This window comes from Saccharomonospora cyanea NA-134, assembly GCF_000244975.1.
Taxonomy (GTDB): Bacteria; Actinomycetota; Actinomycetes; order Mycobacteriales; family Pseudonocardiaceae; genus Saccharomonospora; species Saccharomonospora cyanea.
Genome location: NZ_CM001440.1, coordinates 692,170 through 712,205 on the forward strand (window position 1 = coordinate 692,170; position 20,036 = coordinate 712,205).

The following is a 20,036-nucleotide window of genomic DNA, read 5'->3' on the forward strand; positions in this document are numbered from 1 at the left end:
GGGGCCCGGGTACCGGGCCGCCGGTGGTGGCCGCCGGGAGGGCGTCCGGTTCCTGGGGCCTTACTGTGCGGCGAGTGTTCTCATCTCGTCGATTTCCGTGTTGTGCCGGTCGATGATGTCCTGGGCGTACATCGAGGCGAGAGCGTTGCGGCCGTCGCGGAGTTGAGCTTCGGCCATGTGTACGGCGCCTTCGTGGTGTTCGATCATGGTTTGCAGCCACAGCGCGTCGAATGCGTGCCCGGCGCTCTGCTGGAGTGCCTGGAACGTTTCCTCGGTCATGAGGTGGGAGTGGTCGTGGTCTCGTTCTCCTTCGCCCGGTGTGGCCGTTTCTCCCCACAGGATTGGCAGGGCCAGGAGTCGCTCCAACTCCGGTTCCTGTGCCGCTTTGATGCGTCGGGCGAGGTCGGCGATCTCCGGGTTGGCCGCGCGTTCCAGGGCGAGGTCGGCGGCCACGACGGCCTGTTCGTGGTGCGGGATCATCCTGGTGGCGAACTCGACGTCGCCGCGGTTGTGGTCGCTGGTGGGCTCGGACGTGGCGGAGGCCGTTTTCGGCGCCGCGTTCGGGGGAGGGCTCGGTTCGGTGGTGGTGTTCTCGGTGCCGCAGGCGGCGGTGAGGGTGAGCAGGAGAGCCAGCGAGGGTAGAACGCGACGTGTGTGCGGCAACGGATGTCCTTCGTGCGGGAAGGTCGGCAGGGGAGGGGCCTGCGGACCCGGTGGCCGGGCCCGCAGGCGGGAGTCGCTCAGCTTTCCAGCAGCGAGCGCATCTCGGTGATCTCGGCTTCCTGGGTGTCGATGATGCGCCGGGCGAGGTCCTTCACCTCGGGGTCACTGCCCTTGTCCAGCACGGTGTGGGACATGTCGACGGCACCCTGGTGGTGCTCGATCATCAGCTCCAGGAACAGCCGGTCGAACTCGGTGCCGTTGGCCTGTTCGAGTTTCCGCATGTCCTCGGCACCCATGCCGGGCATCTCACCGTGACCCATGTCGCCGTGGTCCATGTCCTCGGGGGCCATCCCGGGCATCTCGCCGACTCCCCAGGCGTGGAGCTGGTTTCGCATCTGCTCGATCTCGGGGCCCTGCGCCTGTTCGATGCGGTCGGCGAGGTCGAGGATCCGCGGGTTGTCGGTGCGGCCTTCGGCGAGTTCGGCCATCTCGATGGCCCCCACGTGGTGAGGGATCATCTGCCGGACGAAGGCCACGTCCGCCTCGTTGTGGGCCTGCTGTTGCGCCGAGGTGCTCGGGCCGGGCCGGGAACCGGTGTCACCGGCGGTGTCCGTGCCGTCGCCGCCGCTGTCGCCTCCGGCGCATCCGGCGGCCACCGCCGCGGCCATCGCCGCCACGAGGGCAGCGCGAACCAGGGACTTCTTCATGACGGTTTCTTCCTCCGCTTGACTGCGTTACCTGTGTTGCCGGGACGCCGCACGAGCTCGGCTCGGCGACGTGGTGACATCACAGCCGCAGCACACAGAGGTCGTAGACGAAGCCGCTGGTGAGCGGAAGGGGAACAGGCGGGGCGCGTCCCCCACCGGTGTGAGCCGCACGCGGTCTGAGCCTGGCGACGGTGCCAGGGAAGCGACGGACGAATCTCACGGCGAGCAGCAGGACGATCGAGCCGACGAGCACCGCGAAGCACAGGTGGCCCAGTACCGACGAGTGGTCGTGCGACGGTGCCGGCGAATCGTCGGGCACCGGGCCGTGGTGTTCGACGGCGACCTGCTGGAGGGCGGTCGCGGAGCCGGTGTGCTCGCTGTGCTGGTCCACCACGTGATGCATGGTGACCAGCCCCAGCAACACCAGACAGAGCAACAGCCAGCGTGGTATCACGCTCCGGCGTCCGTCGGTCACCGTGGCTCTCCGTCGAAGGAATCGTCGGTCACTACCGGAACCAGGGTAGTGACCCGGTACCGCCTCGCGCGTGGGCAGGGCTTTGCGGGGGCGGCGCCGGATCGCTGTTTCACCCTCTCGGGAGGCGACCCGACGCCGGTTCGGGACTCAGTCGCCGTCCTCGACCCAGTCGAAGGTCCTCGTGACGGCCTTCTTCCAGTTGCGGTACTCGCGTTCGCGCCGGGACTCGTCCATGCTCGGCTCCCAGCGCCTGTCCTCGGCCCAGTTGCTGCGGATGTCGTCCTCGCTCTCCCAGAAGCCGACGGCGAGCCCCGCGGCGTAGGCCGCGCCGAGCGCGGTGGTCTCGTTGACCTTCGGCCGGATCACCGACACTCCCAGGATGTCCGCCTGGAACTGCATGAGCAGGTCGTTGACCACCATGCCGCCGTCCACTTTGAGTGTCTTCAGCGGAACGCCGGAGTCGGCGTTCATCGCGTCGATCACCTCACGGGTCTGGAACCCCGTCGCCTCGAGCACCGCGCGGCACAGGTGTCCCTTGTTGACGTACCGGGTCAGACCGACGACGGCGCCGCGGGCGTCGGAACGCCAGTACGGTGCGAACAGCCCGGAGAACGCGGGCACGATGTAGGCGCCGCCGTTGTCCTCCACCGTGCGCGCGTGTTCCTCGATCTCGGCCGCCGAGCTGATCATCTTGAGGTTGTCGCGCAACCACTGCACCAGCGACCCGGTGACGGCGATGGAGCCTTCGAGCGCGTACACGGTGTCCTTCGACCCGATCTTGTAGCAGACGGTGGTGAGCAGCCCGTTCTGCGACATGACCTTGTCGGTGCCCGTGTTGAGCAGCACGAAGTTGCCGGTGCCGTAGGTGTTCTTCGCCTCACCGACCGACAGGCAGGCCTGCCCGAAGGTGGCCGCCTGCTGGTCACCGAGGATGCCGGCGATGGGCACACCGCCGAGCGCACCACGCTCGCGGGTGGTGCCGTACGTCTCGGACGACGACCGGATCTCCGGGAGCATGGACATCGGAATGCCCATGTCGGCGGCGATGCTCTCGTCCCAGGACAGGGTGTCGAGGTCCATGAGCAGCGTGCGCGACGCGTTGGTGGGGTCGGTGACGTGGATACCGCCGTCGACGCCGCCGGTCATGTTCCACAACACCCAGGTGTCCATGTTGCCGAACAGCAGGTCGCCGTTCTCGGCGCGTTCCCGCACACCCTCCACGTTGTCCAGAATCCACTTGATCTTGGGTCCGGAGAAGTACGTGGCCAGTGGCAACCCGGTGCGGTCGCGGTAACGCTCCTGCCCACCGCCGAGCGCGCCCAACTCCCCGATGATGCGGTCGGTGCGCGTGTCCTGCCAGACGATGGCGTTGTAGACGGGCTTGCCGGTCCTGCGGTCCCACACCAGTGTGGTCTCGCGCTGGTTGGTGATGCCGACGGCGGCGATGTCACCCGCGGTGAGGTCGGCGCCTGCGAGCGCTCCGGCCGCGGTGGCCCTGGTGTTGGCCCAGATCTCCTCAGCGTCGTGTTCGACCCACCCCGCCTTGGGGAAGATCTGCTTGTGCTCCCGCTGGTCGGAAGCCACGACCTGTCCGGAGTGATCGAAGATCATCGTGCGAGTCGACGTGGTGCCCTGGTCGATCGCGGCGACGTACGAAGCCATCAGTGTCCTTTCCTCGTGCTTGCCCGCCGGTCACTCGGCCGACTTGCGCGTCTCGGTCCCGTCGGTGGGTTCGGGCACGCGGCCCGGCGGGGGAGCCTCGATCACACCGGGGGCCTCTTCCCTGGCCTTCAGGACCTGGCCGATGAAGAGGTCGTAGATCAGGATGCCGAGCACACCACCGATGAGAGGCCCGAGAATCGGAATCCACCAGTAGTTGCTGAACCATTCGCCGTTGCCGGGCAACGCCGCCTCGCCCCACCCCGCGAAGTAGGCCAGCAGCCGTGGTCCGAAGTCACGGGCCGGGTTGATGGCGTATCCGGCGTTGGTGCCGAAACTCAACCCGATGGCCACCACGACGAAGCCGATCACCCACGGACCGAAGTTGCTCTGTGGCGCCTGGTTACGGCTGTCGATCAGGGCGGCGATGGCCAGCACGAGGATGGCCGTACCCACGATCTGGTCGACCAGCGGTCCCCATACCCCGCCACCGAAGTACTCGGCGGGGAACGTCGCGAAGATGGAGAAGGTCGGTACCGACTCGGGCCTGGCCGCGAATCCTTCCGCCGTGTTGAAGGCGTTGATGGCGTCGGCGTAGACCCAGTACACGATGGCCGCGCCGACGAAAGCGCCGAGTACCTGCGCCACCCAGTAGGGCAACACCTTCGCCCACGGGAACTGCCGTCTCACGGCGAACGCCAGCGTCACCGCGGGGTTGATGTGGGCGCCGCTGACCCCGCCCGCCACGTAGACGGCGAACGCCACCGCGAGACCCCAGCCCAACGCGATGATCAGCCAGTTGCCCGGTCCGAAGGCATCCATCTGGCGTCCGGAGCCGGGTAGCCCGGCAAGCGCGACCGCGACCGAGCCGCAGCCCAACAGGATGAGCACCGCCGTTCCCAGGAACTCGGCCAGCAACTCCCCGCCCGTGGTCGATCGGAGTCTGGACAGGCCGCTGGTCTGGTGACGGGTGTCCTTCACACTCATGCCACACCTCCGCCTTCAGCCGGGACGTCGTTATCCCTTCACCTCATCGTGCTCTGCCGACACCGCCCTAACAACATCTGAACGGCGCAGCGTGGTTGAAGCTGATTGCCCCTGATTGCCCACACCGGAACGTGGGAAGCTCAATAGAGGGCCGAAGGTGCGAGAAATCCGACGGCGAGGTGTCCGCCGTGACGAGGAGGCGAGAGTGACTGTGTCGTTGGGACCGGCGAACCGCGAGGAGTCGTGGCAGCGACTGGGCAGTGAGAGTTTCGACCTCGTCGTCGTGGGTGGAGGCGTGGTGGGCGTCGGTACCGCCCTCGACGCGGCCACTCGGGGACTGCGGGTCGCCCTGGTGGAGGCGCGGGACCTCGCCTCGGGAACGTCGAGCAGGTCGAGCAAGCTGTTCCACGGAGGTCTGCGTTACCTCGAACAGCTCGAGTTCGGACTGGTGCGGGAAGCCCTGCGGGAGCGGGAGCTCATGCTCACCACCATCGCGCCGCACCTGGTTAAGCCGGTGAGCTTTCTGTACCCGCTGACCCACCGGGTGTGGGAGCGGCCGTACACGGCGGCTGGTCTGCTGCTGTACGACACGATGGGCGGCGCGCGGTCGGTGCCGGGCCAGAAACACCTGACCAGGGCCGGAGCGTTGCGCATGGTGCCCGCGTTGAAACGGGACGCGCTCATCGGCGGTATCCGCTACTACGACGCCGCTGCCGACGACGCCCGGCACACGATGATGGTGGCGCGCACCGCCGCGCACTACGGCGCTGTCGTGCGGACGTCCACCCAGGTCGTGGAGTTCCTGCGCGAGGCGGACCGCGTGTCCGGGGTGCGGGTGCGCGATGTGGAGGACGGCAGGGAGACCGACGTCGAGGCGTCCGTCGTGGTCAACTGCACGGGAGTGTGGACGGACGAGCTGCAGCACCTCGCGGGAAGCAGGGGCCGGTTCCGGGTGCGGGCCAGCAAGGGTGTGCACATCGTGGTGCCGCGCGACCGCATCGTGTCGGAGACCGGGCTGATCCTGCGCACGGAGAAGTCGGTGCTGTTCGTCATTCCGTGGCGCAGCAACCACTGGATCGTGGGCACGACCGACACCGACTGGAACCTGGACCTCGCGCATCCGGCCGCCACCCAGCGGGACATCGACTACATCCTGAGTCACGTGAACGAGGTGTTGGCGACTCCGTTGACCCACGACGACATCGAAGGCGTCTACGCGGGACTGCGTCCGTTGCTGGCGGGGGAGAGCGAGGAGACGTCGAAGCTGTCGCGGGAGCACGCGGTGGCGAGGGTGGCGCCCGGCCTGGTCGCCATCGCAGGCGGCAAGTACACGACCTACCGGGTCATGGCGGCGGACGCCGTGGACGCCGCGTCGGCCGACCTGCCGGGGCGGGCCCGGCCGTCCATCACGGACAAGGTGCCGCTGCTGGGCGCCGACGGCTACCACGCGCTCGTGAACCAGGCCGACCAGCTCGCGGCCAGGCACGGTCTGCATCCGTACCGGGTGCGGCACCTGCTCGACCGGTACGGCTCGCTCGTGGGTGAGGTGCTCGCCGAGGCCGACGGCAGGCCCGAGCTGCTGAAGCCGATCGACGCGGCGCCCGACTACCTGCGGGTGGAGGCGGTGTACGCGGCGAGCCACGAGGGTGCGCTTCACCTCGAGGACGTGCTGGCTCGGCGCACGCGCATCTCGATCGAGTACCCGCACCGGGGTGTGGACTGCGCGGAGCAGGTGGCAGACCTGGTGGGCGAGGTGCTCGGTTGGTCCACCGAGACGAAGGCGCGGGAGGTGGAGCTGTACCGCGCGAGGGTCAAGGCCGAGGAGGAGTCGCAGACCGAGCAGAACGACGAGGGAGCCGACGCGCGCAGGCTGGCGGCGCCCGAGGCCCGGTCGGGTCTGGTCGACGTGGCCGCGAGCTAGTCCTCGACGCCGAGACGAGCGAGGGCTTCCCGCGCGGCGGCGAGGCCCTCGTTCGCGCAAGCGACGTGCCCAGCGGCCACGGCCGCCGGCAGCGCGCCGAACGCTCTCGCGGGGCTCATGGTCCGGCGGCTTCCGCGACCCGGTGCCAGCGCAGGTCCGAACCGTCCGGGCCCACCAGCGTGAAACCGCATCGCTGCGCCACCTCGCGGGAGGCGTGGTTGTCCGGATCGTGGGCGTAGCCGATCTCCCGCAACCCGAGCGCGCCGAAGCCGAAGCGCACCACCGTGTCCACCACCGTGGTGGCGATCCCCTTGCCGCGCGCCGAGGGGGCGACCCACACGGCCACGTCCGCGGTGCCCGCGGCCAGGTCGAGGTCCTTCAGCCCCACCTCGCCCAGCAGCTCCCCGGTCGTCGGCTCCGCGATCGCCCACGAGCAACGCCGGTCGCCCGCCCACTCCTCGGCGCGCCGCCGCACGTAGTCGCCTGCGGCGTCGAGCGTGTCGACGACGTAGTAGGAGACGAACCGTCGCATGAGCGGATCCGCGAACGCCGCGACGAGCGCGGGGCGGTCGTCCAGGAGACGGTCCGCCCTCAACTGTCGCAGGTAGTACCCGCCCGCGTTGATCTCGACCGGTTCCATGATCGGGCAGTCTAGGAGTTCGCGGGCGGGAGCGGGTGGCGTCCCACCGCCGGACGGCACCGCGACCGCGTGGGCTCGTGACCCGACTCGCCCCCTCGACGGCGCTTTCAGCGACGTTGCCGGGTGAGCGAGCCCACGAGCAGTGCCACCACGATCGGGAGCACGAACACGAAGATCCCGACCCGGCCCACGGTGAAGAACAGGACGATGGCCAGGACCGCCGCGGCGGGAACGGCCATCGCCGCGACCCGACGGCCCAGCGTCAGCGGCGGGACGGCCGCCGGCACCGCTTCGGTCGAAGGTGCCGGGCCGAGCACGGCGGGACGGGGGTCGGGCAGGTCGGAGAAGACGGGCGCGAGGTCGCTCCTCGTCCTGGCCGCGCTGACCGCCGTGGAGCGCTCGTCGTACTCGACGATGTCGAGCCGCCCCGTGCGGACGTGCTCGGCCAGCACGTCCAGGGCTTCGGCGCGCTCGGCGTCGCTGAGTCGGAAGTTCGGTCGATCAACGGCCACGACACGATGGTAGGTCGCCGACGACACCGGTCACCAACGTCCACCGAGCCGTAACCGTCCCGACGCGTTGGTCAGTCCTTGAGTTCCAGCAGCACGGAACCCTGGCTCACCGACGCGCCGACCTCGGCGGTCAGCCCGGCGACCGTGCCCGCCTTGTGGGCGGTGACGGGGTTCTCCATCTTCATGGCCTCGAGCACGACCACGAGTTCACCCGCCTCCACCCGCTGGCCCTCGGTGACGGCGACCTTGACGATGGTGCCCTGCATGGGTGCGGTGACGGCGTCGCCACTGGCGGCGGCCTTGGTGCCGCCCCCGCGCCTGCGCGGCTTGGGTTTGGCGGTGGTGGGCGCGCCGCCGAGAGCGAGATCGCCGGGCAGCGACACCTCGAGCCTGCGGCCACCGACCTCCACCACCACGGTCTGCCGGGGCGTGGCGCCGTCCTCGGCCGCCTCGCCCGGCGCGGTGAACGGCTCGATGGTGTTGTCGAACTCGGTCTCGATCCAGCGGGTGTGCACGGAGAAACCCGTGCCGTCGCCGACGAACGCCTCGTCTCGCAGGACCGCGCGGTGGAAGGGCAGCACGGTGGCGAGACCCTCGACGGTCATCTCGTCGAGCGCGCGCCGTGCCCGCTGGATCGCCTGCTGCCGGTCGGCTCCCGTGACGATCAGCTTGGCGAGCATCGAGTCGAACTGCCCGCCGACGACGCTGCCCTCCTCGACACCCGAGTCGACCCGCACGCCCGGACCCGACGGGAGCACGAGCTTCGTCACGGTGCCCGGGGCGGGAAGGAAGTTGCGGCCCGCGTCCTCGCCGTTGATGCGGAACTCGATGGAGTGGCCACGCGGCTCCGGGTCCTCGGGGAACGGCAGCGTGCCGCCCTCGGCGATGCGGAACTGTTCGCGCACCAGGTCGATCCCGGTGGTCTCCTCCGACACGGGGTGTTCCACCTGCAGCCGCGTGTTGACCTCGAGGAACGAGATCGTGCCGTCGACACCGACGAGGTACTCGACGGTGCCCGCGCCGGAGTAGCCGGCCTCGCGGCAGATGGCCTTGGCGGAAGTGTGGATGATCTCGCGCTGCGCGTCGGTGAGGAAGGGGGCGGGCGCTTCCTCGACGAGCTTCTGGTGACGGCGTTGCAGCGAGCAGTCACGCGTGCCCACGACGACGACGTTGCCGTGCTTGTCGGCCAGCACCTGCGCCTCGACGTGCCGTGGCCGGTCGAGGTAGCGCTCGACGAAGCACTCACCGCGACCGAACGCGGCGACCGCCTCGCGGGTGGCCGACTCGAACAACTCGGGAATCTCCTCCCGCGTGCGCGCCACCTTCAGGCCTCGCCCGCCGCCGCCGAACGCGGCCTTGATGGCCACCGGCAGCCCGTGCTCGTCGGCGAAGGCCACGATCTCCTCGGCGCTCGACACCGGATCCTTCGTGCCGGGTACCAGCGGAGCGCCCGCCCTCATGGCGATGTGCCGGGCGGTGACCTTGTCACCGAGGTCGCGGATGGCCTGCGGGCTGGGCCCGATCCAGGTGAGTCCCGCGTCGAGCACGGCCTGCGCGAAGTCGGCGTTCTCGGACAGGAAACCGTAGCCGGGGTGCACGGAGTCGGCTCCGGACCGCTTGGCGACGTCGAGCAGCTTGTCGATGACCAGGTACGTCTCCGCCGCGGTGGAACCGTGGAGGGCGAACGCCTCGTCGGCCATCCGTGCGTGCGGCGCGTCGCGATCGGAGTCGGCGTAGACGGCGACACTGGCCAGTCCCGCGTCCCGCGCGGCGCGGATCACCCGCACTGCGATCTCCCCGCGGTTGGCGATGAGCACCTTTCGCACGGCGGCTGGTTCCGGCACGCTTACCTCCTCGTTAGCTGCTCACGCGAAAGTCTACGGACGCCGTCCGAACGTTGAGACGAGAGAAGGGTCACCCCGCGTGAACGGTGGCTCGCCGTCCCCGCTGGTCAGCGCATCGAGGTCCGGACCACTCGGTCGAGCCTCCCTTACCCTCGTCGCAAAAGCAGGGAGGAGGTCGGTCGTGACGCGCGCATCGCCGCCCCGGAGTGTGGTGGTGACCGTGGTGGTGGCCTGGGTTCTTGCCGTCGCCGCCCAGGTGGCCGCCGCGCTGTGGGGTTCGACCGCGTCCGATCCCGTGGCGCCCGAGGCCGCGCGCCCGGCGGGCGACGTCGGGTGTGGTACCGAACCGTGCCGGGTGCTCGCGTCCACCGTGGTGAACGGGATGCCGGTGGAGTTGCTGGCCGACCGGGAGGGCGGCCACGGCAGGCTCAGGGCGGGCGCACCCTCAAGCGGGGCGGTCACCGGCACGGCGCTGACCGCGCAGGGAGTCCGGCTCCACCACGACTCGCTGCGCTGCGCGAGAAGCGCGACGCCCGTGTGTCTCGTGCGCGGTTCCCACGACGGCGGCATGGCGGGGGAGGTGCACGCCTGGCGCGGGGACACCTGGCGGGCGGTCGGCGGCATCCACTTCGCCGACGCCGGGATGGTGCTCGACGACGTGGTGGGCACCGCGATGCCCGAGATCGTCCTGGTACGGCAGACCTGCGCGGGCGAGGGCGGTGCCGGGCACGCCCCGCGAAACGGTGGCTGCTCCGAGCCGGAAACCCTGGCCGAGGTGGTGCGGCTCGACGGCGAGCGGGCCGGGTGCACCCGACCCGTGGCCTCGCCCGGCGAGCTGCGTGACTGGCCCGAGGTGGACGTCAGGGAGACCGACCTGACCAGTTGCCCCGACGACATCGACGCGCGCTAGGAGCCGTCTAGGACCGGGTTCGCTCGCCCCAGAACGCGACCACGCCGACCCCGACCTCGGCGAGCAGCCGCCGGGTCAGCGGCAGACTGATGCCGATGACGCTGGAAGGATCGCCGTCGACGCCTTCGACGAACCAGCCGCCCAGCCCGTCGAGCGTGAACGCGCCCGCGACCGCCAGCGGCTCGCCAGTGGCGAGGTAGGCGTCGAGTTCCTCGGCGTTCGGGACGGAGAACCGCACGGTGGTGACCCGCGTGCCTTCCGCGCGAGCCACGACGCCGCCGTCGCGTAACCGGACCACGGCGTGCCCGGTCAGCAGCTCGCCCGTGCCGCCGGCCATGTCCTTCCAGCGCGTGCGGGCGGTCTCGACCGTTCCCGGTTTGCCGACGACCTGCCCGCCGATGGAGAGCATGGAGTCGCAGCCGACCACCACGGTGTCCTGGCCGTTCTGGCCGTCCGGGACACCGCTGGTCAGCCGGGAGGCGACCTCGTCGGCCTTGGCCTTGGCGAGGGTGGTCACGAGCTCGGAGGGCGTGGGGTCGGACAGCGACGCGGTGATCGCGTCCTCGTCGACACCGGAGACCACGACGTCGGGCTCGATCCCGGCCGCGCGCAGCACGGCCAGCCGGGCGGGGGAGGCGGAAGCCAGGACGAAACGCACCCCGCCAGGCTAGGACATGCCGAGGGACGGCTCCCCGGTCAGGCCGGGTAGGCCGACGCCCGCCACGCGGTCGGGCCCGGACGGGCGGGCAGTCGCAACCGCGACGCGGGATCGGCCCAGCGTGTCCTCGGCAGGGGCGGCTCCACCGCACCCCCGCCCGCCGAGGCGAGCCCCGCCACGACGGCGGTGAGCGCGGCCAGCTCCGCGTCGTCGGGGCGCCCCCTCACGACGCGCAGCAGCGGACTCGTGTCCTCGTCAGCCATCGCTCACCTCTCGAACGCTCGGGAACACCACGGCGGTCACAGGGGGATGTTGCCGTGCTTCTTGGGCGGGAGCGTCTCGCGTTTGTCACGGAGCATCCGCAGCGCCCGCGCGACGTGGCCCCGCGTGTGCGACGGCGGGATCACGCTGTCCACGTAACCGCGTTCGGCGGCGACGTAGGGGTTGCACAGCGTGTCCTCGTACTCCTGGATCAACCGCGTCCGCAGGGCCTCGACGTCCTCTCCCGCCTCGGTGGCCTCGGCGAGCCGCTTGCGGTGCACGATGTTGGCGGCACCCTGGGCGCCCATGACCGCGATCTGGGCCGTCGGCCACGCGATGTTGATGTCGGCGCCCAGGTGCTTGGAGCCCATCACGTCGTACGCGCCGCCGTAGGCCTTGCGGGTGATGACGGTGACCAACGGCACCGTGGCCTCCGCGTAGGCGTAGATCAGCTTCGCTCCGCGCCGGATGATGCCGTTCCACTCCTGGTCGGTCCCGGGCAGGAAGCCGGGCACGTCCACGAACGTCAGCACCGGGATGTTGAACGCGTCGCAGGTGCGCACGAACCTGGCGGCCTTCTCGGAGGCGTCGATGTCGAGGCAGCCCGCGAACTGGGTCGGCTGGTTGGCCACCACGCCCACACTGTGCCCCTCGACCCGGCCGAAACCGACGATCACGTTGGGCGCGAACAGCTCGTGGACCTCGCAGAACTCGCCGTCGTCCACAACGCGCGAGATGACCTCGTGCATGTCGTACGGCTGGTTGGCGGAGTCCGGGATCAGCGTGTCGAGTTCGCGGTCGGAGTCGGTCACGCCGTCGGCGATGGAGCCCTCACCCGGCTCGGGCGCGTCGAAGACCGGCGGCTCGGACAGGTTGTTGGACGGCAGGAACGACAGCAGCTCCTTGACGTAGGAGATGGCGTCGGCCTCGTCCGCGGCGAGGTAGTGGGCGTTGCCGGACTTGGTGTTGTGGGTCCGGCCGCCGCCGAGGTCCTCCAGCGTGACCTCCTCGCCCGTCACGGTCTTGATGACGTCGGGGCCGGTGATGAACATCTGCGACGTCTTGTCGACCATCACCACGAAGTCGGTGAGCGCGGGCGAGTAGACGTGGCCGCCCGCGTTGGCGCCCATGATCAGCGAGATCTGGGGGATCACCCCGGACGCGTGCGTGTTGCGGCGGAAGATCTCGGCGTAGAGCCCGAGCGACACCACGCCCTCCTGGATACGCGCGCCGCCGCCCTCGTTGATGCCGATGATCGGCCTGCCGGTCTTCATGGCGAGGTCCATGACCTTGACGATCTTCTCGCCGTAGACCTCGCCGAGCGAGCCGCCGAACACGGTCACGTCCTGGCTGAACACGCACACCGGGCGGCCGTCCACCGTGCCGTAGCCGGTGACCACGCCGTCGCCGTAGGGGCGGTTGCGATCCTGGCCGAAGTTGGTGGAGCGGTGGCGGGCCAGTGCGTCGAGTTCCACGAAGGAGCCGGGATCGAGCAGCAGGTCGATGCGCTCCCTGGCGGTCTTCTTGCCTCTGGAGTGTTGCCGTTCGACGGCGCGTGCCGAGCCCGCGTGGACGGCTTCCGAGTCGCGGCGGTACAGGTCGGCGAGTTTGCCCGCCGTGGTGTGGATGTCCGGCTCGTCTGCTGGTGGCGTCCCGAGTGGCTCCGTCGCGCTGCTCATGGTGCGGAGCTTAATCAGCGGTCGGTGTCCGCGGGCGGGCCGCGTAGGCAATCTCACCGGGTGCGCGGTCGGCGTGCACCGCCCGCTGGCTAGGGTGGTGCCGTGGCAGCGTCACGACACATCGACGTGGGCCGACTGCGTTCGCGGTTGCTCGCGCCGGTCGGGCCCTATCCCTCCATCAACGTCGTCACCCGAACCGGCTCGACGAACGCCGACCTGCGGGCGGCGGTGGTCGAGGGCGAACCGGACCGCACCGTGCTGATCGCCGAGGAGCAGACGGCCGGGACGGGCCGCAGGGGGCGGAGCTGGGCTTCGCCGCAGGGCCAGGGCCTGTACCTGAGCGTGCTGCTGCGGCCCGCCGAGGTGCCCATGGCGGCTCTCGGCTCGCTCGCCGCCGTGGCCGGGCTCGCGCTGACCGACGTCGCGGCCGAGATCGGAGTCGACGCGGTGCTGAAGTGGCCCAACGACGTCCTCGCCGGTCCGAACCGGGCGAAGTGCGCCGGGGTGCTCGCCGAGGCCGTCTCCTCCGACGAACAGGCCGTGGTGCTGGGCATCGGCCTGAACGTGCTGCCGGTGCGCGAGCACGTGCGGCCGGGGCCGGGCGGCCTGCCCGCGACCTCGCTCGCCGAGCAGGGGGCCCGCGTCACCGACCGCACCGACCTCGCCGCTCTGCTGCTGGCCGCGCTGCACGAGCGGGAACTGCCGTGGCGGTACGCGCGCGGGGACCTCGCGGCCGCCGGCCTGCTGGACACCTACCGCGAGCGCTGCGCCACCCTGGGGCAGCAGGTGCGGCTGGAGATCGCGGGCGGGCGCTCCCGGCTGGGCATGGCCGTCGACATCGACACGAGCGGCGCGCTCGTGGTGGACGAGGAGGACGGCGGCAGGCGAACCGTGTTCGCCGCCGACGTGGTGCACCTGAGGACCGTGCCCGAGTAGCCCGAAAACCGTCTCGAACGCTCGCACCTGGCGCCATCGCACGCGGTACGGTGAGGCTCACGGCGAAGCACGAGTGGTGGGGGTGTTCGAGGTGGCCTATCCCGACAGTCTGCTCAGCGAGGGCGAGCAGGTCGTCGCGCACAAGCATCCGCACTTCAAGATGCTCGTCTTCCCCGTGTTCGTGCTGCTGGTGACGGTGGTGGCCGGTGTCTGGCTCGCCCTGCGGGCCGGTGAGCTCGAACCGCCGTGGGACATGGTCGCGACCATCGCCGTGGCCGCCGTCGGTGGCGTTCTCGTGCTCTGGCTGTCCCTCGCGCCGTTCGTCCGGTGGCGCACCACGCACTTCGTCGTCACCACCGACCGGGTCATCGTCCGGGAAGGCGTGATCAAGCGCACCGGCATCGACATTCCCATGCAGCGCATCCACAGCGTGCGGTTCGAGCACGGTCTCGTCGACCGGGTTTTCGGCTGCGGCACGCTCATCATCGAGTCCGCGTCGGACGAGCCGCTGACGTTCGACGACATTCCGCAGGTCGAGAAGATGCACACCTACATCTACCGCCAGGTCAACGACAATCCCTACGACGACTACGAGTCGCCGCGCGCGGGCGGTCACGAACCCGAAACCGGACGGCAGGAGCGTTATGGGCGTGCGTGAACTAGGGCTTCCGGAGCGGATCGGCTCGGAGGGTCCGTTGCCGACGGAGGTGACGATCTGGGAGGTCGGTCCCCGCGACGGGCTCCAGAACGAGGCGGAGATCGTGCCCGTCGAGGTGAAGCTGGAGTTCCTCGACCGGCTGGCCGGGGCGGGCCTGACAACGCTGGAGGCGACGAGTTTCGTGCACCCGAAGTGGGTGCCGCAGCTCGCCGACGCCGAGGAGGTGCTGGCGCGACTGCGCCGGCACGACGGCGTGCGCTACCCGGTGCTTGTGCCCAACGAGCGTGGACTGGGCCGCGCGCTCGCGGCGGGTGTGACCCACGTCGCCGTGTTCGCCAGCGCCACCGAGACCTTCGCCCGGCGCAACCTCAACTCAGGGCTCGACGCTCAGTTCGCCATGTTCGAGCCGGTGATCGGTCGGGCGCGGGAGGCGGGACTCGACGTCAGGGGCTACGTGTCCATGTGCTTCGGTGACCCGTGGGAGGGCGCTGTCCCGCCGGAGCAGGTGGTCGCGGTGGGCAAGCGTCTGCTCGACGCGGGCTGCTCGCAGTTGTCCCTCGGCGACACCATCGGCGTCGCCACCGCCGCGAGCGTCGAGCGGGTGATCGACGCGTTCACCGAAGCCGGGGTGGCGGTCGGCGATCTGGCCGTGCACTTCCACGACACCTACGGGCAGGCGCTGGCCAACACCCTCGCCGCGCTGCGCAGGGGAGTGACCACGGTGGATTCCTCGGCGGGCGGCCTCGGCGGCTGCCCGTACGCGGAGTCGGCCACCGGCAACCTCGCGACCGAGGACCTCGTGTGGCTGCTCGACGGGCTCGGCATCAAGCACGGTGTCGACCTCGACGCGCTCGTCGAGACCAGTGTGTGGATGGCACGGCAGCTCGGTAGGCCGAGCCCGTCCCGGGTCGTCCGCGCCCTCGCGGGATAGCGGCGCCTCGCTCGTCAAGCCCTCCGCGGCGAACGCCGATGGGACGAAGGAACCGATCCGGCGCAGCATGCGTCCAACCCGGGGCCACTGCTGTCATCAGTGACCCTTCGAACGTCGGGGGAGGGGCCGTGACCGAGTATCGGGCGCAGGTGGAGGAGTTGCTCTCCGGCTATCGCCGCAGCAGGGAACAACTCGCGGACGTGCACAGGCAACTCGCGCGCGTCAGCGCGTCGGCGCAGAGCGCGGACGGGTTGGTGACCGCGACGGTCGGGGCGCGGGGTGAACTCACCGACCTCGTGCTCGACGGCGACGCCTACACGCGGTACCGCCCCTCGGAGCTGGCGGCCCACATCGTGCGCGCGGTGAGGGAGGCAGGCGCGGAGGCGTTCAGCGGGGCGGAGGAGATCATGGCGTCAGTGCTCGGGCGCGACACCGACCCAGGCGCGGTGTTGGCGGGAACCGCTGACCTCACCGCCTCCGAACTCGCCGTCGCGGAGACCTGCGACGACTCCGACGACTCCGACGACTCCGACGAGACGTTCGAGGACCAGAACTGGCTCGACGACAGTGAATGGTCGAAATCCCGATGAAACGGACGGGTGGGTTCGGCCTCGACGCGCACGAGCTCGGCGCGCAGGCGGGTGAGTTCGCGACGCTGGCCGAGCGTGCGCGCGCCGTGGCCAGGGACCTGGCCGAGGCCCTGGACGCCATCCCGGCGCCGTGGGGTTCCGACGCCGTGGGTGAGAGCTTCGCTGCCGTGCACGTCGAGGCGGCGGCGCAGGCGAGGGAACGGATAACCCGGCTGGCCGGGGCGTTCGAGGAGTTCGGCACCGCTCTGGCCGAGGCGTCGGACGCGTACGTGGCCGCCGACAACGCCGCCGCCGACGCGGTGAACGCGCTCGACGAGCCGGACCACACGAGGTAGGGCGGGCCGATGGGGATCGAACTGCCTGCCGAACTCGCCGCCATCGCACACGCGACCGGGGTGAGCTGGCCCGAGGCGGACGAGGACGCGCTACGCGAGCAGGCCGAGTCGTGGCGCAAGGCCGCACGGGAACTGGCGGCGCTCGCAGGGGACGCGGACGCGTGCGCGGCCAGAGCGCTCGGGGCTCTGGCCGGTCCCACGGCGGAGGCCGCGCGAGCGCGATGGGCCTCGCTCGGTGACGCTGACTCGGGACTGCTCGCCGAGGCGGCACGTGGAGCGACGCAGGCGGCCGACCGGCTGGAGCACGCCGCCGAGCAGGTGGGCAGGGCGAAGGTCGAACTCGTGCGGCAGCTCGTGGAGGCGGCGAGGACCCACGACGCCGCCGTCGTGGCCGCCGGCTCCGGTCATCCGTCGGCCCTGCTCGGGCTCGACACGGTGCTACGCGGTGTGGCGGGCGACATCGGGACGGTGACCCAAGGTCTGGTCGAGGCCGTGGCCGCTCCGGCGGGGGAGGTCCCCCGCCCGCCGTCCGCGGCGCCGGTCGACGTGGTCGACACGGTGCTGCCCGACGACGCGGAGGCCGTCGGGGTTCCTGCTGTTGCCGAGGCCGTCGAGGTTGCCGAAGCCACGGAGGCCGCGGCGGCCGTGGATGCCGTCGAGGCCGTGGATGCCGTGGATGCCGTGGAGGAGCTCGTCGCCGACTCGCTCGACGAGCCCGCGGGTGACGGAAACCCCGGTGAGGAGCTGCTCCCCGACCCGGGGGTCGTCGCGGACGGGATCCCACCCGACGCGCTCTCCACCGAGGACACCGGGCCGATCGCGATCTCGCAGATCCCCACGCCGCCGAGTGGACAGCGGGTCGTGCCCGCCCTCGGCGCCGACGCTCCGACCCCGCCCAGCGGGACGGCGTTCCGGCCGCCCGACGTGCCCGCCCCCTACGCCGTGGGCCCGGCGCCGCAGCCGGGGCAGACCCATCTGTCCGGGTTCGCGCCGTCGGCCGCGCCGAACCCGGTACCGAACGCTCCGCTGAACCCGGTACCGAACCCGATGCCGAATCCCGCGCCCGGCCCGGTGCCCGCTCCGGGGCAGTACGCGCCGCCGCAGTGGGGAGGGTATGCGGCGGCTCCGGGCCAACCCCCCGTGCCGCCCGGCCCGGTGCCCGCCGGGCCGCAGGCGCAGTACCGGGCGGCACCGTGGAACGCGCCGTATCCGGCGGCGCCGTACGCGCCCCAGGTACCGCCTCCGCTTCCGGGGCACCCGCCACAGGCACACGCGCCACAGCACCCGCACCAGCCACAGCACCCGCCCCAGCCGCAGCACCCGCCCCAGCCCGCGCCACCGCGCCAGCAGCCTGCGGCCCCGCCGCCGGCACCGCACCCGGGTGCCGCCGCCGTCGCCGTGGGAGCCCCGCGGCAGGAGCGGGAGAGCGTCGTCGCGCTGTTCGTCGTGCACATGTTCCCGATCGGACACCTGCCGGTGCCCGCCGACCGGCCCGCACGCCAGTTGCCCGTGCCTTCCGGGGACACCGCGTGCGGCGTGCTGCGGTTCCCGCCCCACGACCACCCGGCCTCCGACACGATCGAGACCGAGCACGCGCTGTCCGCGTTGCGGGGCGGGGGGCGGAGGCCCGCCCCGCCCCCCGCCGAGGTGCTGCCCGGTGTCCCCGACGACCTCACCGAGGGGCACGACCCGCTCGGCGAGGTCTCCGAGCTGGAGTGGGACCGCCGCTACCTCGTGCGCGACGGGGAACGGCCCGAGTACGCCTGGCCGCCACCCGAGCGGTTTCCCGAGGGCTGTCACGAACCCGGGGAGCCCGTCCTGCTGGAGGAGGGGACCGTGCTCGACCGTTTCGGCACCGCGCACGGCCGTGTCTTCTCCGCCGACGGCACCCGGTTCGCGCAGCGGTCGCTGCCGCCCTCCTACCTCGGCAGCGGATACCGCCGCTACCGGGTGGTCAGGCGGTTGCCCGCGTGGAAGGCGGTGTCGGCGCCGTGGTTCGGGCAACCCGGCGGCGGTGTGCGCTACCGGACCGTGTACTCGGCGGCCGAGCTCGTGGTGCTCGGCCACCTGGCGGACGTCACGTTCGAGGAGAGGGCATGAACAGCGAGTCGATCAAGCGTTGGCTGGACGCCGTGGGCGTGCCCGGCGAAGTCGTCTCGATCGGCAGCGAGACCGACAACGCCTGGTGTCTGCTCCGCACCGAGGCGGAAGGCCCCGAAGGCGAGGTCGCGTGGGAGGTCTTCTGGAGAGAGCAGGGCAACCGCTACGACTGGGCCCGGTTCTCCAACGAGCAGGTCGCCTGTCACTACCTCTTCGGCAGGCTCGCATGGGCGCAGGTGGCGAGAGGCGCCGTCGGCGTGCTGCCCTGACCCGGGCCGGAACGAGGCCCGCTATTCGCGCAGCCGGGCCGGTATCCGGTCCAGGGCGTGCCGCACCATGTCCGGCATGCCTTCGTGTCGCAGGTCGGTCAGGAACTGCTCGTCGACGCCGCCCGGAGTCATGTGCTTCTCCGTCAGCGTGGCCAGCGAGCCGGTGTGCTGAGGCAGGGACGACAGGGACCGGCCCACCTGGCCGAAGACGTGCGCGATGCAGAAGATCGCGGCGGCGGGCTCCACGCCGTGTTCGGCCAGCCGGTCCGCGATGGTGGTGAGGTAGTCGAGATGCGTGGCGAGAGGAAGGCCTCCGGGGGCTGGGTGGTGTCCGTACTGAGGCCTTCCACGACGGCCGCGGCGATCTCGCCCGCTCCCGCGAACCCGTACGCGGTGGTCGAGGAACGCGGCGACCGAGGTCGCTCGGCCGTTCCCGGAAACGACGCCACCGTGTGCCTCTCCTTTCTGGGCAGGCCTTCCTGGTCAGGCTTCGGCGTCCCGCGCCTCGGCAGACGTCGTGACGAGCTCCAGTGCCCGCTCGTGCAGCAGGCCGTTGGTGGACAGCGCCGAGCCTCCGTCGAAGCGGGGCGCGCCGGAGAGGTCGCTGAACCGGCCGCCCGCCTCGGTCACCAGCACGCGCACGGCCGCGACGTCCCACGGGTTGACGATCGGCTCGATCGCGATGTCGAGCGCGCCCTCTGCGACGAGGCAGTGTTGCCAGAAGTCGCCGAAGGCCCGGCTCTCCCAGCAGGCGTCCACGAGCCGCAGGTAGGCCTCGCGCGAGTGGTACTCGACCCAGGAGCCGAGGTCGGTGGTGGAGACCGTCGCGTCCTCCAGCGCGGCGACCTTCGACACGGAGATCCGACGCTCACCCGCCGAGTCCCGCAGCCACGCTCCCTCGCCCGTGCCGGCCCACCAGCGCCTGCCGAGCAGTGGCGCGCTCACCATGCCGACCACCGGAACGCCGTCGTCCACGAGCGCGATCAGCGTGGCCCACACCGGCACGCCGCGAAGGAAGTTCTTCGTGCCGTCGATGGGGTCGATCACCCACACCCGGCCGGGTGCCGTGGCCGAACCGCCGCGTTCCTCACCGGCCACCGCGTCATCGGGACGCTCGGTGGCCAGCAGTTCACGCACCGCGTCCTCGACGGCCGTGTCGGCGTCCGTCACCGGGGTGCGGTCGGGTTTGCGGTCCACGCTGAGGTCGAGTGCGCGGAAGCGCGCCGTGGTGATCGAGTCGGCGGCGTCCGCCAGCCGCTTCGCCAACGCGAGGTCAACGGAGTATCCCAACACGGTCACGA

At 71.0% G+C, this 20,036-nt stretch carries 23 protein-coding genes; 9 read left to right on the plus strand and 14 right to left on the minus strand.

Going from position 1 to position 20,036, the window contains the following annotated elements; translation table 11 throughout:
* Positions 1–60: 60 nt before the first annotated feature.
* The 5 genes from SACCYDRAFT_RS03355 to SACCYDRAFT_RS03375 form a co-directional block, all read right to left on the minus strand.
* The gene (locus tag SACCYDRAFT_RS03355) at positions 61–663 is read right to left on the minus strand and encodes a DUF305 domain-containing protein (protein WP_005453591.1); all 603 of its coding nucleotides are present in this window, start codon (positions 661–663) and stop codon (positions 61–63) included.
* A gap of 77 nt (positions 664–740) precedes the next feature.
* Positions 741–1,370, minus strand: a complete 630-nt coding sequence (locus tag SACCYDRAFT_RS03360) for a DUF305 domain-containing protein (protein ID WP_005453592.1) — start codon at positions 1,368–1,370, stop codon at positions 741–743.
* Between the two features lie 79 nt (positions 1,371–1,449).
* On the minus strand, positions 1,450–1,845 hold the full coding sequence (locus SACCYDRAFT_RS03365) for a DUF6153 family protein (protein ID WP_005453594.1): 396 nt from the start codon (positions 1,843–1,845) through the stop codon (positions 1,450–1,452).
* A 147-nt stretch (positions 1,846–1,992) separates the two neighbouring features.
* Positions 1,993–3,507: a glycerol kinase GlpK gene (gene glpK / locus SACCYDRAFT_RS03370; protein WP_005453596.1), complete on the minus strand. Its 1,515-nt coding sequence runs from the start codon at positions 3,505–3,507 to the stop codon at positions 1,993–1,995.
* Between the two features lie 30 nt (positions 3,508–3,537).
* Positions 3,538–4,491: an MIP/aquaporin family protein gene (locus SACCYDRAFT_RS03375; protein WP_005453598.1), complete on the minus strand. Its 954-nt coding sequence runs from the start codon at positions 4,489–4,491 to the stop codon at positions 3,538–3,540.
* Positions 4,492–4,696: 205 nt separating this feature from the next.
* On the opposite strand from SACCYDRAFT_RS03375, the gene glpD reads away from it, so the two are divergent.
* The gene (glpD, locus tag SACCYDRAFT_RS03380; protein ID WP_005453599.1) at positions 4,697–6,412 is read left to right on the plus strand and encodes a glycerol-3-phosphate dehydrogenase; all 1,716 of its coding nucleotides are present in this window, start codon (positions 4,697–4,699) and stop codon (positions 6,410–6,412) included.
* Here glpD and SACCYDRAFT_RS27150 read toward each other — a convergent pair.
* From SACCYDRAFT_RS27150 to SACCYDRAFT_RS03395, 4 genes are all read right to left on the minus strand, one after another.
* Positions 6,409–6,531, minus strand: a complete 123-nt coding sequence (locus SACCYDRAFT_RS27150; RefSeq protein WP_005453600.1) for a hypothetical protein — start codon at positions 6,529–6,531, stop codon at positions 6,409–6,411. The genes glpD and SACCYDRAFT_RS27150 overlap by 4 nt on opposite strands.
* Entirely contained in the window at positions 6,528–7,052 is a 525-nt protein-coding gene (locus SACCYDRAFT_RS03385; RefSeq protein WP_005453601.1) for a GNAT family N-acetyltransferase, read from the minus strand. The genes SACCYDRAFT_RS27150 and SACCYDRAFT_RS03385 overlap by 4 nt, the downstream gene beginning before the upstream one ends.
* Positions 7,053–7,159: 107 nt before the next feature.
* Positions 7,160–7,564 carry a DUF1707 SHOCT-like domain-containing protein gene (locus SACCYDRAFT_RS03390; protein ID WP_043537021.1) on the minus strand — a complete coding sequence of 135 codons (405 nt, stop codon included), beginning with the start codon at positions 7,562–7,564 and terminating at the stop codon, positions 7,160–7,162.
* A gap of 71 nt (positions 7,565–7,635) precedes the next feature.
* Positions 7,636–9,408 carry an acetyl/propionyl/methylcrotonyl-CoA carboxylase subunit alpha gene (locus SACCYDRAFT_RS03395; RefSeq protein WP_005453612.1) on the minus strand — a complete coding sequence of 591 codons (1,773 nt, stop codon included), beginning with the start codon at positions 9,406–9,408 and terminating at the stop codon, positions 7,636–7,638.
* A gap of 181 nt (positions 9,409–9,589) precedes the next feature.
* On the opposite strand from SACCYDRAFT_RS03395, the gene SACCYDRAFT_RS03400 reads away from it, so the two are divergent.
* Entirely contained in the window at positions 9,590–10,318 is a 729-nt protein-coding gene (locus SACCYDRAFT_RS03400) for a hypothetical protein (protein ID WP_005453613.1), read from the plus strand.
* Between the two features lie 7 nt (positions 10,319–10,325).
* Here SACCYDRAFT_RS03400 and SACCYDRAFT_RS03405 read toward each other — a convergent pair whose 3' ends face one another.
* The 3 genes from SACCYDRAFT_RS03405 to SACCYDRAFT_RS03415 are packed head-to-tail and all read right to left on the minus strand — an operon-like array spanning position 10,326 to position 12,916.
* The gene (locus SACCYDRAFT_RS03405) at positions 10,326–10,976 is read right to left on the minus strand and encodes a Maf family protein (RefSeq protein ID WP_005453614.1); all 651 of its coding nucleotides are present in this window, start codon (positions 10,974–10,976) and stop codon (positions 10,326–10,328) included.
* Between the two features lie 38 nt (positions 10,977–11,014).
* Positions 11,015–11,239, minus strand: coding sequence for an acyl-CoA carboxylase subunit epsilon (locus SACCYDRAFT_RS03410; RefSeq protein ID WP_005453615.1), 225 nt, complete (start codon positions 11,237–11,239; stop codon positions 11,015–11,017).
* Between the two features lie 36 nt (positions 11,240–11,275).
* The gene (locus SACCYDRAFT_RS03415; RefSeq protein ID WP_005453616.1) at positions 11,276–12,916 is read right to left on the minus strand and encodes an acyl-CoA carboxylase subunit beta; all 1,641 of its coding nucleotides are present in this window, start codon (positions 12,914–12,916) and stop codon (positions 11,276–11,278) included.
* 102 nt (positions 12,917–13,018) lie between these two features.
* Between SACCYDRAFT_RS03415 and SACCYDRAFT_RS03420 the strand changes: the two genes are divergently transcribed.
* From SACCYDRAFT_RS03420 to SACCYDRAFT_RS03450, 7 genes are all read left to right on the plus strand, one after another.
* Positions 13,019–13,852, plus strand: coding sequence for a biotin--[acetyl-CoA-carboxylase] ligase (locus SACCYDRAFT_RS03420; protein ID WP_005453617.1), 834 nt, complete (start codon positions 13,019–13,021; stop codon positions 13,850–13,852).
* 82 nt (positions 13,853–13,934) lie between these two features.
* Positions 13,935–14,510: a PH domain-containing protein gene (locus tag SACCYDRAFT_RS03425; RefSeq protein WP_005453618.1), complete on the plus strand. Its 576-nt coding sequence runs from the start codon at positions 13,935–13,937 to the stop codon at positions 14,508–14,510.
* Complete coding sequence (locus SACCYDRAFT_RS03430; protein ID WP_005453619.1) at positions 14,497–15,441, plus strand: hydroxymethylglutaryl-CoA lyase; 945 nt, start codon at positions 14,497–14,499, stop codon at positions 15,439–15,441. The genes SACCYDRAFT_RS03425 and SACCYDRAFT_RS03430 overlap by 14 nt, the downstream gene beginning before the upstream one ends.
* Before the next feature lie 128 nt (positions 15,442–15,569).
* Entirely contained in the window at positions 15,570–16,031 is a 462-nt protein-coding gene (locus SACCYDRAFT_RS03435) for a YbaB/EbfC family nucleoid-associated protein (RefSeq protein WP_005453620.1), read from the plus strand.
* Complete coding sequence (locus SACCYDRAFT_RS03440) at positions 16,028–16,366, plus strand: hypothetical protein (protein WP_005453622.1); 339 nt, start codon at positions 16,028–16,030, stop codon at positions 16,364–16,366. The genes SACCYDRAFT_RS03435 and SACCYDRAFT_RS03440 overlap by 4 nt, the downstream gene beginning before the upstream one ends.
* Positions 16,367–16,375: 9 nt before the next feature.
* Positions 16,376–18,466 carry a glycohydrolase toxin TNT-related protein gene (locus tag SACCYDRAFT_RS03445; RefSeq protein WP_005453624.1) on the plus strand — a complete coding sequence of 697 codons (2,091 nt, stop codon included), beginning with the start codon at positions 16,376–16,378 and terminating at the stop codon, positions 18,464–18,466.
* Entirely contained in the window at positions 18,463–18,735 is a 273-nt protein-coding gene (locus SACCYDRAFT_RS03450) for a hypothetical protein (protein ID WP_005453625.1), read from the plus strand. The genes SACCYDRAFT_RS03445 and SACCYDRAFT_RS03450 overlap by 4 nt, the downstream gene beginning before the upstream one ends.
* A 21-nt stretch (positions 18,736–18,756) precedes the next feature.
* Here the strand turns inward: SACCYDRAFT_RS03450 and SACCYDRAFT_RS03455 are convergent, their stop codons facing one another.
* Positions 18,757–18,981, minus strand: a complete 225-nt coding sequence (locus tag SACCYDRAFT_RS03455; RefSeq protein ID WP_005453627.1) for a hypothetical protein — start codon at positions 18,979–18,981, stop codon at positions 18,757–18,759.
* 237 nt (positions 18,982–19,218) lie between these two features.
* Positions 19,219–20,034, minus strand: a complete 816-nt coding sequence (gene hisN / locus SACCYDRAFT_RS03460; RefSeq protein ID WP_005453628.1) for a histidinol-phosphatase — start codon at positions 20,032–20,034, stop codon at positions 19,219–19,221.
* Positions 20,035–20,036 lie beyond the last annotated feature (2 nt).